At 34.9% G+C, this 18346-nt stretch carries 12 protein-coding genes, 1 pseudogene and 1 other annotated feature; of the genes and pseudogenes, 3 read left to right on the top strand and 10 right to left on the bottom strand.

What is annotated here, in order from left to right:
- Positions 1–13 precede the first annotated feature (13 nt).
- The 3 genes from BM319_RS13090 to proC form a co-directional block, all read right to left on the bottom strand.
- Positions 14–808: an amidohydrolase family protein gene (locus tag BM319_RS13090; RefSeq protein ID WP_175495612.1), complete on the bottom strand. Its 795-nt coding sequence runs from the start codon at positions 806–808 to the stop codon at positions 14–16.
- A gap of 974 nt (positions 809–1782) precedes the next feature.
- Positions 1783–1926: a hypothetical protein gene (locus BM319_RS24730; protein WP_175495611.1), complete on the bottom strand. Its 144-nt coding sequence runs from the start codon at positions 1924–1926 to the stop codon at positions 1783–1785.
- Positions 1927–2053: 127 nt separating this feature from the next.
- On the bottom strand, positions 2054–2875 hold the full coding sequence (proC, locus tag BM319_RS13085) for a pyrroline-5-carboxylate reductase (protein WP_091023051.1): 822 nt from the start codon (positions 2873–2875) through the stop codon (positions 2054–2056).
- 228 nt (positions 2876–3103) lie between these two features.
- Positions 3104–3316 (top strand) — a binding site (T-box leader).
- Positions 3317–3419: 103 nt separating this feature from the next.
- On the opposite strand from proC, the gene proB reads away from it, so the two are divergent.
- The 3 genes from proB (at position 3420) to BM319_RS13070 (ending at position 6559) form a co-directional block, all read left to right on the top strand.
- A complete protein-coding gene (gene proB / locus BM319_RS13080) occupies positions 3420–4523 on the top strand; it encodes a glutamate 5-kinase (protein ID WP_069035377.1) in 1104 nt (367 codons plus the stop codon).
- Positions 4524–4689: 166 nt separating this feature from the next.
- On the top strand, positions 4690–5937 hold the full coding sequence (locus BM319_RS13075; RefSeq protein ID WP_091023049.1) for a glutamate-5-semialdehyde dehydrogenase: 1248 nt from the start codon (positions 4690–4692) through the stop codon (positions 5935–5937).
- Positions 5918–6559: a recombinase zinc ribbon domain-containing protein gene (locus BM319_RS13070; RefSeq protein ID WP_069035379.1), complete on the top strand. Its 642-nt coding sequence runs from the start codon at positions 5918–5920 to the stop codon at positions 6557–6559. The genes BM319_RS13075 and BM319_RS13070 overlap by 20 nt, the downstream gene beginning before the upstream one ends.
- Positions 6560–6748: 189 nt before the next feature.
- Here the strand turns inward: BM319_RS13070 and BM319_RS13065 are convergent, their stop codons facing one another.
- The 7 genes and pseudogenes from BM319_RS13065 to BM319_RS13030 all read right to left on the bottom strand — a co-directional run bounded on the left by BM319_RS13065 (position 6749) and on the right by BM319_RS13030 (position 17757).
- Entirely contained in the window at positions 6749–6946 is a 198-nt protein-coding gene (locus BM319_RS13065) for an aspartyl-phosphate phosphatase Spo0E family protein (protein ID WP_069035380.1), read from the bottom strand.
- Positions 6947–7132: 186 nt separating this feature from the next.
- The gene (locus BM319_RS13060) at positions 7133–12001 is read right to left on the bottom strand and encodes a S8 family serine peptidase (protein ID WP_091023047.1); all 4869 of its coding nucleotides are present in this window, start codon (positions 11999–12001) and stop codon (positions 7133–7135) included.
- A 1067-nt stretch (positions 12002–13068) separates the two neighbouring features.
- The gene (locus BM319_RS13055) at positions 13069–14310 is read right to left on the bottom strand and encodes a helix-turn-helix domain-containing protein (protein ID WP_091023044.1); all 1242 of its coding nucleotides are present in this window, start codon (positions 14308–14310) and stop codon (positions 13069–13071) included.
- 854 nt (positions 14311–15164) lie between these two features.
- On the bottom strand, positions 15165–15338 hold the full coding sequence (locus BM319_RS13050; RefSeq protein ID WP_286143758.1) for an aspartyl-phosphate phosphatase Spo0E family protein: 174 nt from the start codon (positions 15336–15338) through the stop codon (positions 15165–15167).
- Positions 15339–15340: 2 nt separating this feature from the next.
- The gene (locus BM319_RS25110; RefSeq protein ID WP_502686148.1) at positions 15341–15481 is read right to left on the bottom strand and encodes a TasA family protein; all 141 of its coding nucleotides are present in this window, start codon (positions 15479–15481) and stop codon (positions 15341–15343) included.
- An 874-nt stretch (positions 15482–16355) separates the two neighbouring features.
- Positions 16356–16593: pseudogene (locus BM319_RS25105) on the bottom strand (DDE-type integrase/transposase/recombinase); the annotation flags it as partial.
- A 273-nt stretch (positions 16594–16866) separates the two neighbouring features.
- Complete coding sequence (locus BM319_RS13030; protein WP_091023038.1) at positions 16867–17757, bottom strand: LysR family transcriptional regulator; 891 nt, start codon at positions 17755–17757, stop codon at positions 16867–16869.
- Positions 17758–18346: the final 589 nt, after the last annotated feature.

Genomic DNA, 18346 nt, shown 5'->3' with positions numbered 1-18346 from the left:
GCCGTCATTTAAATTATTCAATTAATCCTAAAAAGTTTTTTCCGAGTATGTATTCCTTTTCATTATCTGGAATTAGAAGGGATTCCACCCATCTCTTCTTGTCCGAATAGTCATATTCATTAAATGTCTTCATTCCATATGGACCATCACAGCCAAAAAGAACTTTACGGTAACCTAAAGCCTTTACTGCTTGTTTTACAATTGACGGATCGAGATAATCACTAGATGTATCAACATATACATTTGGTTGATCCTTAACGTATTTCCATAGTTTTTTCCAAAATGGAAGACCAGCATGAGCATAAATTAATTTAAGTTTAGGAAAATTTTCAGGTAGATATTTATAACTGTCAATTTCTGAAGAAAGATGAATAATCATAGGTACACCTCTTGATTCACATAAAGCAGCAACTGGTTCAAGAGCTTTAATACTATAACCATGCATGAATGGATGAGCCTTTACACCAATAAAACTAGGGTTTTTAAGATAGAATTCTATTTCTTCCATAAAATTAGGAATCATAGGGTTCACTGCTACCCAACCTAGAAAACGATCTGGAAATCTTGCAATTGCAGTAGCCACGATATCGTTGTTCGGTTTAGTAAAAATCTTATATGAGTTACCATAAAGTTTTAAATAGCCATCTTTCACAAGGCCATCGTAAATTTTATGCCCAATTTGAGGTGTATTAAGTATTAGAAAACGGAATAATTGTTGGATATGATACTGAATGGTACTATCCGATTCAAACATTGTTTCACTCATTGGGGGGATCAGAGCAGTTTTTGCTATATTATTTTGATCCATCCCCTCTATCATTTTTTCTAAAGTCAACATGGATTCATCAACATGAAAATGGCAATCAATAATTATATAAATCTCCCCTTTTCTACTCTATTATTTTCTATTTATTGCTTTATCAACTTTTAAATGATTCACTATAAACTGTTTTTACTATTATCATATATATGCTATGAAAAAAACGTTATTAAATTAAAGGCTTCTGAGCAGCTTCAAGACACCTTTAACAGCAAAAGAATTGCTCTTTCTTTTTTACGAATAAATTTAGAAGCTCTCTTTAGGGGATTTTTCAGCTATTCAGTGTGGGATTAAGAATTGGGATACATAGTTTTACGAGATATTATGTACTGTGATCCAAAAAAAATCAGCAGAACCGCTAGTAGCCGAGTGAAATACAGCTACTAAAATAAGAAGTTTCGTATTTTATGAGACTAGTTCAACCCAATAGCTTAAAAAAGAAAAAGGCTTATACAATTTTTTTATAAGCCTTTTTTGTAGTTAGGTTATCTATAGTCTTTTAATTGAATTGAGTGGTATCTAGTAGTTTTACTAATTAATTTAGTACGTTTGCTTTCTGAGTATGAATAATAATTTATTTTACTCCTTTTGTAATAAGCGTCATTCTTCACATAAATTACCGCTTTTAGATATTTAGGGGTATAGTTACCAAATCCAGGGAAAACTAATATACCATTCCAAACAGCTTTTACTTTATTAATATAATAACCTCCTGGTAATCCATTAATCAGAGTAGTTTCTTTTTTGGTTTGTTTTTAATTTGTTTTTCTATCTTTCAAAAAACAAATTAAATCTGTCATCCGACACAGCTTGCATTAAAATTGTATTTCTATCAGTTTACATTTTTTTATTACTTTATTTTCTTTTTTAAATTCTTCAACAGGTCATTTGTAAACTTCAAATGCTCCAATATTGTATCAAGTTTTTCGTTCATTATAAAAGCTGTTACAGGATTATAAAGGCTAACTGAAGCTCCCTTTAATAACTTGTTTAACAGCTTCTTCTACCTTCATAACTTCTTTTAATATAATTGACTGTTCAAAACAATCCATATCTTTAGCACTAAAGGAGTCTAGAGCCACTTTCTCGATCCGTTTTATATTCATAATCGTACCCTAACAAACAACAAAGAAAAAATAGGGAAAAGGGTAGAGGTGACTACTTCAATCCCTCTACCCTTCCCCCTACTTAAGCCTACGTTCAAAACTGAACAAAAAATCGCCTTTTTTTGTTTTACATATGTTTGATGAGACTGGATAGTTCAACAGACTTTTGCGTACAACGCTTTATAGCTGAAATGATAGCTGTTCTTAAGCCTTTTTCCTCTAATATTGCTACAGCTTCTATTGACGTTCCACCTGGGGAACAAACCATGTCTTTCAATTCACCTGGATGAATTCCCGTTTCCAGTACCATTTTTGCAGAGCCTAATACAGCTTGAGCTGCGAATTTATATGCTTGATTTCTTGGCATACCATCTAATACAGCAGCATCTGCCATGGCTTCTATAAACATAAATACATATGCTGGCGAAGAACCACTTACAGATGTTACAACATCCATTAATTTTTCGTTTACTATCTCTGTTTGGCCAAAACTATTAAAAATGTTCAGTATATCCTCTAAATCTTTTTCTGTAACCATTTCATTAGGACATAACGCAGACATTCCTTCTCCAACAAGAGCCGGTGTATTAGGCATTACTCTTACAACCTTTAATTTTTTATTAAAAGCTTCCTCAGTACTTTTAATGCTTTTTCCTGCAGCGATAGTTACGACTATAACATCGTTTTTTATCTGTTCGTTTATTTCGTTAATTACTGATGAGTATAGGTCTGGTTTGATAGATAAAATTAAAATGTCAGCATTTTTAGCTACCTCATTGTTGTCAGTAGTTGTAGTTATACCATATTTTTTACTAGCATTTTTTAAATTTGAATGGTTTAAATCAGAACAAATTATTTTATCCGAAGGCACTATATTTTTGGTTATCATCCCACCAATCATAGCTATCCCCATATTTCCGCATCCAATGAATCCAATTTGTTTATCCATATTTACTCAATTTTGCTCCTTCTAAAATAAATTATATCGGTTCGAAATTATTATTCTGAAAAAACTAATAATATCCCATACAATATAAAAAACCATTTTAAGAGAGTACATTGTTTTTTGCAATATAAAAAAATATAGAAATCAGTTTTATTCTGAAAATTAATTTAACTTTAAAAATGCCTCTTGACATAAAAACGCGCTATATTGCATAATGTATAAAAATCAAATTGAAAATCGTCGAAGGGAACTAGTACATATATCTTCTTGCGAAAGAGAGTGGAATTCACCGGCTGAAAGATTCCTCGTATAGAAAGTATGGAACCTATCCCTGAGTCTTAAACGAAAGTTTAGGCGTATACCTTCGTTATAGGTGTCAAGCGGATATATATATTTATATCAATAAAGGTGGTACCGCGGAACAATGACCGTTTCGTCCTTTTTATTAAGGGCGAAGCGGTCATTTTTATTTTGCTCTTTATTGCTAAATAGCATGTTAAAAGTTTAATTTACAAAAAAATTCGCATTTAGAATAGGAGGTACAAAAGTGAAAAAACAACGAATTGTCGTGAAAATTGGAAGCAGTTCCTTGGCAGTTGATCATGGAGGTATCTCTGAGGAACAGCTTTCTGATCATGTTGCTGCTTTGGCGAAATTGAAACAGGAAGGACATGAAGTGTTGCTGGTTACATCTGGGGCAATTGCTGCAGGTTTTTCTGCTCTTGGGTATCCAAGTCGACCTGTAACAATTAAAGGGAAGCAGGCTGCCGCGGCTGTAGGACAAAGTCTGTTAATGCAGGCGTATACGGAGGAATTTCGTAAATATGGTATCGTTACCGCGCAGCTTTTGCTGACGAGAAGTGATTTTTCTAGAAAAGATCAATACAGTAATGCATATGCCACTTTAGGAGAGCTACTAAATCGTTCCGCTCTTCCAATAATCAATGAAAATGATTCAATTTCTTTAGAGGAGCTGACTTTTGGTGATAATGATATGCTGTCAGCTTTAGTGAGTGGGCTTGTTTCGGCGGATATGCTCATGATTTTTACGGATGTGAACGGCTTATATGACCAAAACCCTCAGAAAAATGCGGACGCGAAAAAGTATTATTTCCTTCCTGAGGTTACGGAAGAAATTACTTCTCTTGCTGAAGATGCGGGCTCAAAACTTGGGACTGGCGGTATGAGATCAAAAATCGATGCTGCAAAGACAGCACTATCTCTTGGAGTGAGTGTATTTATCGGAACAGGACGTGGACAGGAGAAGTTTTTAGATGTTTTGAAGGGTAAAGGTGATGGAACGTATATCGGTAATGCTCCTCAAAAAGTGATTAAGATGAACAAGCAATGGATCGCGCTACATTCACTTGTTAATGGACAAATTGAAGTAGATGCTGGGGCAGCCTCTGCCATCATTCATCATGGAAAAAGTCTTCTTCCTGCTGGTGTTACTAATGTGTCTGGATTCTTTCGAGCGGGCGAAGTTGTGGAGGTCATCACACAACAAGGACTCTTGATAGGGAAAGGTCTATGTAGATATAGTGCAGAGGAACTACAGGATATAAAAGGGATGCAGAGTCACGTCATTCAGGCTCAAGGCGTAAGACATAGCTATGAAGTCATTCATAGGGATAATTGGGTTTCATTTTAAGAAGAAAGAGGATCCGTTCACGTAAAGAGGGCGGAATCCTCCGTCCTAAATCTGATAGATTCACCTAATATCTATGTAGAAGAGTCTTGGATGATCGTTCCAAGTTATCAAAGTTAAACATGCCTCAAGTTTTTATATTTTGAATCTTTAAAAGGGGGAAATGAAGATGAATGAAGTATTAGAAAAGGGACAAAAAGCGAAAAAGATAGCTGGAGAACTTGTTCTAAAATCCACAGTTCAAAAAAACAAGGCACTTGCTGCGATTGCGAATCAATTGATAATAGAAACACCTTATATTTTGGAGGAGAACAAAAGAGATATTGAAGTAGGTAAAGCAAAAGGAATGTCCGCTTCTATTCTTGACCGCCTTACGCTGAATGAACAGCGCATTATTGATATGACAGAGGGTATCCGGCAGCTAATTGATTTGCGTGATCCTGTTGGAGAATGTGTAACCACATGGGAAAGACCGAATGGATTGTCTATTCAAGAAATGCGTGTGCCACTAGGTGTTGTCGGGATGATTTACGAAGCGCGACCGAATGTAACTGTGGATGCGGCCACAATTTGCTTGAAAACAGGAAACGCAGTGATCTTGCGTGGCAGTTCTTCCGCTACTTATTCTAACAAAGCCATCGTAGCTGTCATTCACCGAGCCCTTAAACAAACAAGCTTGCCTCCAGAAAGCGTTCAGCTCATTGAAGATACGTCACGATATAGTGCAAAGCAGCTGTTTACATTAAATGAGTATTTGGATGTTCTTATCCCAAGAGGTGGCAAACAGCTAATAGATACTGTAGTTAGAGAAGCGTCTGTTCCTGTATTGGAAACAGGTGCGGGAAATTGTCACATATTCATTGATGAAACAGCGGATAAACAGATGGCATTTGATATTATTATAAATGCAAAAACACAGCGACCATCTGTATGTAATGCAATTGAAACAATTATACTTCATGAGGAGTGGGCGCACCGATTTGGTACAGAGCTCTTTTCTTCCTTAAAGGAAAAAGGAGTAGAGTTACGTGGAGATAAGAAGGCACTGGCTATCGATTCTTCTATTGTACCTGCTTCAGAAGAAGACTGGGGAACTGAATTTTTGTCTCTCACGCTGGCAGTTAAAATGGTCTCCTCTGTTGAAGAAGCTATTAACCACATCAATACTTATGGATCCATGCATTCCGAAGCGATTATTACAGAAAGGGAAGAAAGTGTGAACAAGTTTTTCACGTCCGTAGATGCCGCGGCTCTCTACCATAATGCTTCGACTCGCTTTACTGATGGTTTTGAATTCGGCTTTGGTGCAGAAATCGGCATCAGTACGCAAAAGCTACATGTAAGGGGACCAATGGGACTTCCTGCATTGACTTCTACAAAATACGTGATTCGTGGAAATGGACAAATTCGGAGATAAGGAATGTCATTTGTTCACTAATGTATTGTTCTGTGAAAATTGCCAAAAAGGAATGTGGTACAAGGCAAATCAAAAAGTGTATAGATGCGGAGGTAATATTAAGTACGGTGATCCTTTCTGTTTAAATAGAGTTGTTATCCGTGAGAAAGAGCTAAAACACATTATCCTAGAGGATCTACAGGAGTTATTCCATTCCATTCAAGATGATGAGTTTATAAAGAGTTTACACAAAAGATTGGATCAAAAGAAGGTTTCGATTTCAAACGAACTAACAAAAATCAAAAATAAAGCAAATAAATTACGTTCTAGAAAGAGAGATTACCTTGATGATATGTACGCTGACCAAATTATATCTCGAGAAGAACTGGTTGAATATAGAAAGCAGATAGACCAGGAAGTAGCTGAACTCGAAACAGCCAAGATTGAGTATCAAGAAAAGCTTGAAGAGTGCGAAAGTGAGAACTATGCAATTGATTTAGGAAAAAAGCTTAAAGACGTTTCATTACTAGATGATTTAACTCCTCAAATCTTGTACTCTTTGGTGAATAAAATAACCTGTAGCATTGAAGGTAATCTACGTATTCATTACAACTTTGTAAATCCTTTCGAAGAACAAGAATAGGCAACAACCGCAAGGGTTAGTTGCCTTCTTTTAAAATGAGTTGCGAGATACACTCCACGTCCGCAGTACGTAATTGACAATACATGAGATGATGTTGAGTTTACATCTAATCTCTAAATATAAAGGACATTCGACCGTTAGTATGAATACGAATTGGTGCCAAGTACTAAAAGATCAGTTTATTGGTATCTAAATTATTAAGTACTCATACCGCTCTTCCCTAAAAGCCGTAAAGCTTTTAAATAACTGATTTATTAACTGATCTAACTCTTGGCTACATTGAATGGTATTAGAATGAAGAAATCCATACTGCTTACAAAAATTATATAATTCATTTCTCTTTTTCTCTACCTCAAGTTTTGCTTGTTGTTGTAATAAAGTAGCCATCCCTAAACCCCTCCACCCGGTTCTTGCTATCATGTAAGTCAACTAGGATCTATCAGTAGTTACACATATGATGTCAAAGCATACCAGTTGCTGTACTTGTTTCTTTTTTAGGTCAAGACCAATCAAACGAATGGAGTAATCTAAGACTTTTTCATTTGCATTCTGAATGATCGTATTGAACCTAATTTATTTTTTCACTACAACTTTTTTCGCTTTACCTGTATTCCCTGCTTTATCTTTTGCATAAACGTAAAGGACTGTTCCCACTTTTTGTTTTTTATAAGAAACAGTATAAATTCCTTTACTGTTAGCAGTACTAGAACCAATGATTACTTTTCCTTTTTTCACATAAACTTTAGCACCTGGTTCGGCTTTCCCTGTTACTTTTGTATTAGATAAACTTTTAACAGAAGGAATTGCTGGTGGTGTTATGTCTTTTATTACTACCTTTTTTGCCACTCCAACATTCCCCGATTTGTCTACTGCGTATACATTAATGATTGTTCCTACTTTTTGACTTTTGAAGGTAATAGAATAAATTCCTTTGCTGTTTACAACTGAGGAACCTATGATTAATTTGCCTGCTTTAGCGTATACTTTGGAACCTATCTCAGCTTTTCCAGATATTCCTGTATATGTCACCTTACTTACCAAAGGAATACTCGGTGCTGTTTTGTCTGGAACAGGCTTAGGAATTGGTTTGCAATTTACATATAGCTTTCCTGCTGCCGTGGAACTTAATGAATTTCCATACATATCTTCAACTTTTACCACTATTTGTGCACCGTTTAATGTAAGCTTCTTAGTTGCTGTCCAGTTGCCCTTATAGTGTCCAGTGCCATTTCCTTTTGCATCCTTTACTTCGGTCATAACTACCTCAAAGTTGTTTAAACTTGCTGTTGGCACATATACTGCACTTGTTATGCCGTTAATCGGAGCGTTAATTGTAAATACTGCCTTTTTTAATCCAGGCTCACTGTCGAACTCGACCTTTAATGTTTGATCTGCCTTTAATATTACATCACTCGATGGCATTATATTTTTAATTTCATGTATTGAGTATTTTACATTAACTGTTATGCTCTTTGCAGTTTCATTTCCTGCCTTGTCTCTAGCAACAATATTTATTACATTTTCCCCTTCCTTGGACATAAGCTTTACTGTCCAATTCCCATTTGAATCTATGTCTGTCTTTGTTCCGTTAACTTCAACATAATCTAAATAATCATCTTTAGCTGTTCCTGTTACAGTTATAACCTGATCATTTATATTTGCGTTATTTTGTGGGCTTGTAATTTCTAAAACTGGTTCTGTCTTGTCTACTATAACCTTTATCTCCTTCGAATAAGGAGTAGATCCGATTTCTGTAATAGTTTTCGCCTTTAGAATATTAACTCCCTCTTGAAGTACAGCATCAATTGAGAAACTTCCATCAACATTTGTCTTTCCATTTGCTATATCTTTATCACCGCTAAATAGATGAACGTCCATTCCTGGAGCTGCCTTACCTTTTATTGTTGCGTTTTCATTATTCAAATATGAGCTGTCCGCTGGTGATGTTATAACTGGAGCTAGTGCTTCCTGTTTAACTGTTGCTCTAATCATCATATTTCCAAAATCTTTATTTGCTAAAGTGAATGGCCCACCCTTTACAAACCACCATGATCTTTGTGCTACTATTGGGTTATTTTTATCCAATGAAATTTGTGGGCTTTGAGGAGCAAACTTATCCTGTATAAAAACCATATAAAAATCACCTGTTACCACTATTTGCTCCGAGGTTAAATCAACAACTGTCCATTTTCCTGCCTCCCTAGTAGTAGTTGCACTAAATGGTCCTGCTACCATTTTTCCAGGGGCGCCATCCTGTCCACTTGCATCATAAACTGCCACCTTAAATGTATTTCCACCTGATCTTGGATCAATCATAAATAATCCAGAGGTTACTATTGCTTTGGTCTGTCCTTCCGGAAGTGACATTCTTACTGCATAGCCACCTCCTGCTTCCCATTGAGCCACTGAATATTCTGGTGTTCCATCATCATAGCCTATCTCTCCTAGGAAATTTATAAATGGTTTTAGCTGAATATCATGCGACACATGTTCATTACCCGTAATATCTACAGTAAATCTCTCATCAAAATAATTCTCAGCAATAACCTGTACTGTATATTTACCTTCATATCCAGTTATTGAGTAGTTACCCTCTGCATCAGTCGTAACTGGTGCTACTGCTGCATCCTCAATTAAGTAAATTTTTGCGTTTTTAACTGGTTTTCCCGTTTGGGCATTAATGATTTTACCTGTTACTGTTCCCTTAGGTATTGGAGCCATTGTAATGTTTGTATTTTCAAGAACTTGGTTAGCTGCTACTTGAACCTGCTTATCCTGTGGATAGTATCCATACTTTTCAGCTCTTAGTGTATACTCTCCTTCTTTAACCTTAAAACTATATGATCCGTCTTGCGGATTTGTTTTTGTTGAACGACCATTTTCAAGAATAGATACTGTAGCTGATAATGGAATTTTCGTTATCTCAGCATTTGTCTCCGCAGAATTTATTATTTGTTCTTTTGGGCTGTTGCTTAAAGCGGATGTATCACCTGATGCTGCAAACAGGTTTGTTAAACTAAACTGTTCTTTAGGTCTGCTGCTTAAAGCTGATGTGCCACCTGGTGCTAAAGATTTGTTTGTTAATCTAACATCATCTATAAACCATCCCTGCTTATTATTGGAGTCATTAGATATAAAGGCAAATGCGATATTTATTTTCTTTCCTGCGTATTCGCTAAGATTTATTTCCTCATTTGAATATCCTTCTGTCTTAGTGCCTCCATATGATGCTAATATATACCAATTATCATCGTCATCACCTTTAGCCAGAACAAACGCACGGTCATTATTTTCTTCTACATCATACCAATTTTTAAACTGTAAATAAGCACTTCCATTTGGCAGGACAATAGGAGGTGATTTTATTAGCATTCTTTCATTTTCTGAATAAGTTCCTTCAAGATTAGTAGCTAAAACTTTTTCTCCTGAGACTGCTGCATTAGGTCCTGTTGTTGGTTTTCCCCAGTTCCATTGATCCTTAAATGGAGCCTCCAAGACGTTTTCCCATCCTGTTATATTTGCTTCAAAATCATTAAAGTATCCTATTGTAATTGCAGGTTTAACAAGTATTGTATAGATATCACTTGTAACCTCGTTCTTTCCAAAGTCAACAATTCTCCATCTGTAAGATAGATTTGATACTACTCTATCAGCTGGAATTACAGCTTCATAGCTTCCTGACTTGTAGTCCCCACTCTTCCTATCAGCTGCCACTGTTGTCCACTCATCTGCAGAATTTCTATATTGAAGCTCAACTGACTCAACACTTACATTATCCTGTACATCTATTTTTAATTTTTGTTCCAATCCTTCGTATGTCACTGTAACAGGTGTATGGTTAAATGTTGGTGGAACTGTATCCTCTGCATCTTGTAATACCTGGCCTTTAATCTCAGAAATTCCTTGCATAACTGATGTTACAGCCTTAAATGCATTAATAACACCATATCCATATCCATTGTTAGGATTTGTAGGATATTCAGAGTTAGTACAAGGAGTTGCTGTTTCCTTTATTATTTTTTCAATTTCACTAACTGTTAAAGAAGAATTGGCTTGAAGTAATAATGCTACAAGTCCTGATGTATGTGGACCTGCCATCGAGGTTCCATTCCATCCACCCTCATATTTACTTCCTGGAACTGATGATCTTATATTAACTCCAGGTGCTGAAATATCTGGCTTAAGTATTCCACCATATGGTGATGGTCCCCTTAAAGAAAAGCCAGCTAAATTGTTGTTTATGTCAGTCGCTCCTGTTGCAAAGGATTCTTGATAGTTTGCAGGATTAGCGACTGATCCTGGTCCACCAGAATTGTAAGGGGTTGTATTTCCTGCTGAAAATTCCGGGAATATATCTGCTGCTCTCCAATTTGTTATAATAGTTTTATACCAATCATCTATTCCAGGACCGCCTCCCCATGAGTTATTAATTACATCAGGAGCCATTTCTGGATGTGGTACTCCATTTTTATCTTTAGGAGCAAGCATCCATTCACCAGCTTCTATTAAATCTTCATCTGTTCCACCATCTTTTGTAAATGCCTTAGCAGCAATCCACTTTGCTCCTGGTGCAACACCTATCTTATTTGTACCATTTGGTTCTGAACCAACCATAGTACCTACTGTATGGGTTCCATGACCTACATCATCGTATGGTGCTGAACCGTTATTTTCAGTTGCATCAAACCAATTGTATTCATTATTTGGATTATCTGGATTAGCTGGGTCAAATCCTCTATATTTTGTCTTTAATGCAGGGTGATCCCACTGAACTCCTGTATCTATGCTACCAACAACTATTCCTGTTCCATCTATTCCCAAACTCCAAACATCAGGCACTCCAATTTTTTCAAGGTTCCATTCTACATTATTAGCCGCTGTAATAGTAGCTTCAGTAGTTTTTGCAGGCTCAATTAACTTTGTAATTCCATTAGGTCTTATACTTTCAACCTCGGGCATATCTGCTATGTTTTTCATAACTGCCTCTGTTGCTGTAACTACCATACCATTTACTATATAAAATGAATTAAAATCCTTTACATTTCCGTTACTCTTTTCTTTTTCAATATACTTCCTCAAATTTCTCTGTGATGAATCTGCTTTAATTTTTAATTCAGAAACGATTGATGAACGTACTACTAACTCTTTTTTCACATTTGATAGATTTTTATTCTTAGCCTTAACTTCCTTAGCGACCTTTACTGTATCTACCTGATCCTTAAATTTTACAAGAAAGGTAGTTTGAGAGTTATTCGCAAATTCTTTTATAAGTTCTGGACTTATTTTATTCTCTATTACTTCTTTAGCTTCGGGGTTATAGCTTGTCTCAATATTGTCCTTTGCATAAGCTTTAATATAATTTCCAGCTGGTGCAGCAAATGAACTTACGGTAACTATTAAAGCTGTCGACAATGTAAGCAATTTTTTGGTGATTTTTATCATGTTTATCCCTCCATATTTAGATTGAATTTACATAAATAATCCTTTAGTCTCCTTTCCATTAACTTTAAAATAGGTTTTGCGATGGGTCTTACAACATTAACTGCATTTTCATCAATTAGTGAAGCAAGGATAGCCGTGGATCATGTTGCAGCTAGTAACGTCTTCAATTTCTTTTTTTACCAAACATCCTCTTAGTGGATATAAATTAAGATACAAATGGTAAGAAATATCTTAAAATATGATTCATAGTTGAATAGGGTAAATTAAAAGATTGCTAACAAGATGAAAAGGGCACCTCCTATACCAATTACCGATTCTGTATTAGAGTTATGTAGTTTCTAGCTGTGTACTAAATGAATAGGTAACATTGAATTTAAAAGAATTATATATTTGCTAGATTGGGATGACAAATGGGGTTTTTACGAGGGAATCGTCCTATATTTTTACAATTTTTTACATTTTTTTAATCTTTTTAATATTTCGACAAATAATGACATTGCAAATCTATATTCAGCGTACGATTAATATAGATTTTGACTTAGGGCTATAATTTAATAGATTGACTTGGGGTTTTAAATCAGTTTGTTGACAATTAAGGTATTTTGTGATCAAGGGTATAAGAAGTGTAAATATGGAGCAATGGAAAGTATAAAAAAGAAGAGGATGCTTTTTTCTGCGTGAAAAACATATTCTCCTCATAAACGAATGTATAAGTGTTGTTACCACCTATTATTAAATCTTTCCGTGCCGTTTCATGAAGAGAACGATTTCGCTTTTCTTTAGGCTCTTTTTGCATTAATAATTGTTTTTGATTATATAGTTTGTCCGCTGATTTCAACTACAGGCAATTACTTTCCACAGGGAGGGATAGAGTTCCTCAGTGCTACCGTCTGCGGGGTTTAATGATCCCTTACGTGAATCATTTAACTAGGTTTCCCATTTCCCGAAGGAGTAAAGTGCCTACGCTACAATCAACTCCCATGATTAAAGCTACAAACTTTTCGAAAACAGCCTTTCTTTAAAATGTACGTAGTAACATGACTTCCTTAAAGGTATTAGTTTAAAAATCAAGCAAATTTATCGTTTCTACGGTATTTTTCCACGAGATACGCTGCGTATTGATTTGCTTCTTCGACATTGCCTTTTTCCATATGATAGTCGAACAACTTTATCCCATAATGTTCAATCAAGCGAACATGTTCCATTTTCTGGTAATAAGGAAATGCTTCTTTTTCAAGGTAATGGTAGTAAAGCTCTTTTTCGTTTTGAATATTATATTTATGTAAATAAAAGAAATGTATATAGATTGGATCGCTTATTTCTTCAGAAAGAGCAATACCCTTTTCGACCAATTGGAGCAATTCTTCGGTTGATTTCGATCCTTGTTTCGTTAATGCATTTATATAGCCTTCCAAAGAGGCTATATGAAGGGCTGTATGAGGATCTTTTATGTCCATAGATTGTTTATAGTATTCACAAGCTTTATCATAATTTCCTTGGCGAACTTTCTGGTATGCAAGATTGTGAGACAGCATTGCTCTTTGATGGTCTAATCCAATGTTTTCGGTCATCTCGATTAATCTTTGGTATTCCGTATTTTTTGGATCGTAAAACTCGTCCTGCTCTACTTGTATCAGCATAAGCAATTCTGCTTCAATCATTCGCGTAAGACTGCGCACTTCTGTGAAAAAGCGCAGGGACTTTTCGGCAAAATAATAAGCCAATACTCGTGAATTCAGAGAATGATAGGCAAAAGCCAAATGATAATAGTACTCTTGGTTGTTGTAATAGGTTATATCGATTCCTTGAAAATATGAAATTGCCTTATAATATTCCTTATTCATCAATGCATTGATCCCTTTAATGTGAAGAAGCATGTTTGTTTCATATGGTGAAAGATTAGACCATTTGTCCATTTCATCAATTTGAGACTTAGCTTCATGCCCCTGCCCTATCAATAAATAATATCTTGTGAGTACGAGCGTATAGGAACGATAAATAACCGGCATTTGTAGAAGAGCAATAGCCTCTAATTGTTTCTTAATTCTCTCAGCCTTTTTATTCAATTTTAAAATAATCGATTCATGCCATTTTTTTAAAAGGGAATCTAGACCAATGTAAGTTTTAATTTCTGTTTCCATATCAATACAAAGGCGCTTTGACAGCAAGTTTATCGTTTCTTTAGAAACTTCTGTTAATCCCCGTTCAATTTTGCTAATATGTGTACTCGAACAGATTCCAATTCCTAAATCCTTCTGCATCATGCTCTGACGTTCACGATAGAATTTGATTATTTGTCCCTCAAGCATGGTGATCACCTCACTTAATCCCATCAATATTAATTTTTTTGGTTTTATTTTATTAAAGAAAACCCCACTCAAAATAATACATTTGAGTCTCTATGATTAAAATAACACAAAGAGAAACGACTGCGACTTACCATTTTCTTCCAATTAACAACTTCAGACTGAAGTAGTCCAATGCTTGATTAACATCATAGATACCATCTATTTATTTCTCTAGACAGAATTAATTAAGCAAATCGTAGGTTTCACTATTGGATAATGAGTAACTGGTAGAGCTTAAGAGTTTGTCTGTTTCTGTTTTGCTGAGCTCAGGGGGAAAAGGAAAGGACTATAATGGTATTCTTCCCTGGTCAGTAGTTTATGTTTTGGATATAAATATTCAGCAAGAAAATACTGCCATTCGATCTGTGAAAGTTGCAGGAATAGAATTTATTTGATTCAAATAAACGTGAACAAAGCCACACTCTTCCGTTCCCATATTTCCTATTCAATATAAAACCTTGCTACAAAACCCGCTTTTTCTCATTTTTCATTCTACTTTTTTTAGCAAATTATTATTTTTCGAATAAAGTCTTGATAAATAAAAAAAGGAAAAGGCTTGAGGTGACTGCGATTGTCCCTTTTTCCTTTTCCCTGTTCGTGCCTTTTGTCAGTTGTCTATTCTGATTTTGGCAAAGGCTTTTTATTTTAATACAAGCTCAGCCACACATTCAACATGTATAGTCTGCAATTGGCACTACATGAGATGATGATGAGTTTACGTATAATCACTAAATACTAGAATAAAGTTACTTCAATTTGTAAGAAAAACATCAAAAGAAGCCTTTACAATTGATAAATTTTGTATATAGGTTGGCTTAAAACCACATCCCAACATGCCTTTCTTTGAATAACTGATTTAATAACTTATCTAGCTCTTGACTACATTGAATGGTTTTGGAATGAAGTAATCCATACCGCTTATTAATATCAAATAATTCATATCTCTTTTCTTCTATCTCTTTTGTTATCTGGTGTAATAAAGTAGCCACCCCTATACCCCTCCATCCAAATAACTCTCCAGTAAGAATTCTATCTTGATATGACTGCCGAATTTAGCTGCCCCGTTATTATCTTTTGCATATGTTACAGTGTAATTGGCAAGTAGATGAACGTCCTTGATTTTTAAAGTAATTTTATGATTAATTGGAAGCCGCGCTCCATTGTGCCACTTTGCTTAATTTCGTCAACTCTCATCACAACTGCTGGTCGACGCTCAAATCCAAAGTATCATCTGCAACCCCTTTTCTCCGCTTATTCCTAAAGAATAGAAATATAAAGCGTAAAAAACCAGCAACGTCATAATGAAGCGTCACCGGTTCTTGGGAATCATGAAATTATCTAGGATCTAACTATAGTTTGCACAACAGAGGTTTTTACGTACCATTTGCTGTACCTGCTTATGATCATTACATTACTCGTATAAAGCACATCGTCTTTTTGTTTAGCTATTACAGATAGATTAGCAGAGTATGTTACACCTTGATAATCATTTGTTGCTGACTCATCATGCTTTACGCCAAACGAAATATCAATGTATTCATTTTTTTCTAAATTCCAGAATTTGTTGCCTTTCCTGATTCTTGCACCATCACCCAACAGAGTTTGTTTTTCGCCGACAGCTGAAGCAACTTAACTACTATAGAAGTAGCTGACTTTGCTGCTACAAAAGCATTCAGGAAGCCAGTTACTATTTCTATACCTTCTGTACCAACTGCTCCTTTCTTAAAATTCTGAATTTTCCATACCGACCATACCTCATTTTTAGAGTAATATTATCCATATGTCCAAGAGTTAGAGATTCATTGCAAGTGCTTTGAAGTTCTTGCACAAGAACCAAATAAATAATATAAGCTGCTTCAGTTAGTGTTCTTGGCTACTGCATCTTATATTAAAACATTAAATTTTTACGCGTTTATTGTAAAATCATTAAATATTATGGTAACCATAACATTATTTTATTGATATTCAGCACTATACTAATCTGCTCAATCCAAAAAATCTGGTTATATTACAAGTGGTCTGGCAACATACGAAAAAGCCAAGGCTTTTTTCAAAAAGCGCTTGGCTGATTTGGCATCCCTCACTAAGGAAAAAGTCAATGGTATTTCCTCTTGAATTGACTGCACGATGTAAATACATCCATTATCCTTGTTTGAGTTGACGAAAGATTCTCTTATTCAGTTCAGGACAGTATTGATGTTCCCATCGCATAATAATTGTGTGAGTAATGGATAGGCCTCGTTCCCCATCATTTCCACCTAATCACGAAAACCGTAGATAGCATCTCACCGTTAAATAATAATGTCAGCTTGAATACTTCCATTTGAAAAAAATTTTGTTTTTTCATACCATTTACGCAGCATTTTAGAATAATTGTATCAGTATGTTCGAGAGTTAAAGATTCATAGCAATTATTCTAAAGTTATTGCATCCGTTCCGTTCCACTTGTCATAACTCAACTACTTCCCCACTAATATCAGTGTTATATCACAACTAAAAGAATAGCGTTAGGCTTTTTTACCCAATTGTAGAAATGCTGTTCCAATTTTTTTGAATTAAATTAATAAAAGATTGAATTATTACTAATTTTTCTTTTTCCTTCAACGAAATGATAGAGGTTTTTATTTTCACCTTTTTATTAGTAACTAAGATTGGGATTAAATCACCATTACTAATTTCTTTTTTTATGCACCCATTGGTTCCCAGCCCTACTCCAATATTATTTAATACGGCCTTTTTGATCCCGTCTAAACTTCCAAATTCTATAACATTTTGCTGTGAGAGTTTCAATTGTCTCAAATATTTCTCCATCATAGATTCATAATATCCGTCATCTCGATATTTAATTAAAGGAAATTTCGTCAGTAATTGGTCCTCCGGGTAATTATCATATAAATCTTTAGAAGCCACTAAAACTATGTCTTCCTCAGCAATCACGATATTTGAAAATCCATTTTTACTTAGTTCACCTGAAATAATCCCTATATCGTATTTTTTGGATTCTACCCCTTTTATAACTTCATCCCTTTTACAGGAAATCAATTTTATTTGTACATGTGGGTATAGCTTTAAATATTCAGAAATAACATAAGGAAAATAATTTGTGCAATAGCTTTCACCAGCAGCAATTGTTACACTTCCCGACGAATTTGAAAGTTCAGCGAATGATGATTGAATCTCCTCTACTATGGAAAAAAGCTGATCCGCATATGTTTTAAGGATTTCACCTTCAGGCGTTAAAAAAGTCTTTTTTCCTATTCGTATAAATAACTCCCGTTTCAATTCTTGTTCCAGCGTCTGAATTTGTGCGGTTACAGCAGGTTGTGTGAAGTTTAACTGTTGCGCAGCCTTTGTAAAATTTAAGTGCTCTGCTACGAATTTGAAACTTTTCAGATGTCTTAATTCCATAATAGCTACTCTCCATCTATCAAAATTTTTCGTACTGGTAAAATAAGATAATATTACAGTTACCATAATATCTTTTAATTTTACAAAAAGTCCCCTTTAAAGGTTCAACAACGTGAGTTTCTTTTCCATTTCTGTATCAGAGTTTTGTAGTTTCTAGCTATATATGAAATGAATGGGTAACATTGGATTTTAAAAGAATTATATATTTGTTAGACTAGGATGACAAATGGGGTTTTATAAGGGGGGAGCGACCTATTTTTTTACACTTTTTTATATTTTTAATAATTTTTAATATGATTACTTTGTAAATCTATCAATCGTACTATTAATAAAGATATTGACTTGGGTTTATCAATGTATCTATTGACAATTAAGATATTATGTAATAACGGGTTTATAAGAAGTATCAAAAAAGGCATATTTATCATGCATTTTCAGGAGCTTTGTAACTGCTTTTTATTAAATTGAACTACCCGTTAGGGTAATAAAAAAAGACCGCTTTAGCAGTCATTGTAATTCATCAACGTTTGCGTTAGTTGTATAAGAAAGCCTTTTAACTAATTTCAAAATCTCTCCATAACCCAACTCC

The sequence above is a fragment of the Bacillus sp. UNCCL81 genome (assembly GCF_900112535.1).
Lineage (GTDB): Bacteria > Bacillota > Bacilli > Bacillales > Bacillaceae_G > Gottfriedia > Gottfriedia luciferensis_B.
This window is presented reverse-complemented; position numbering and strand designations above follow the sequence as displayed.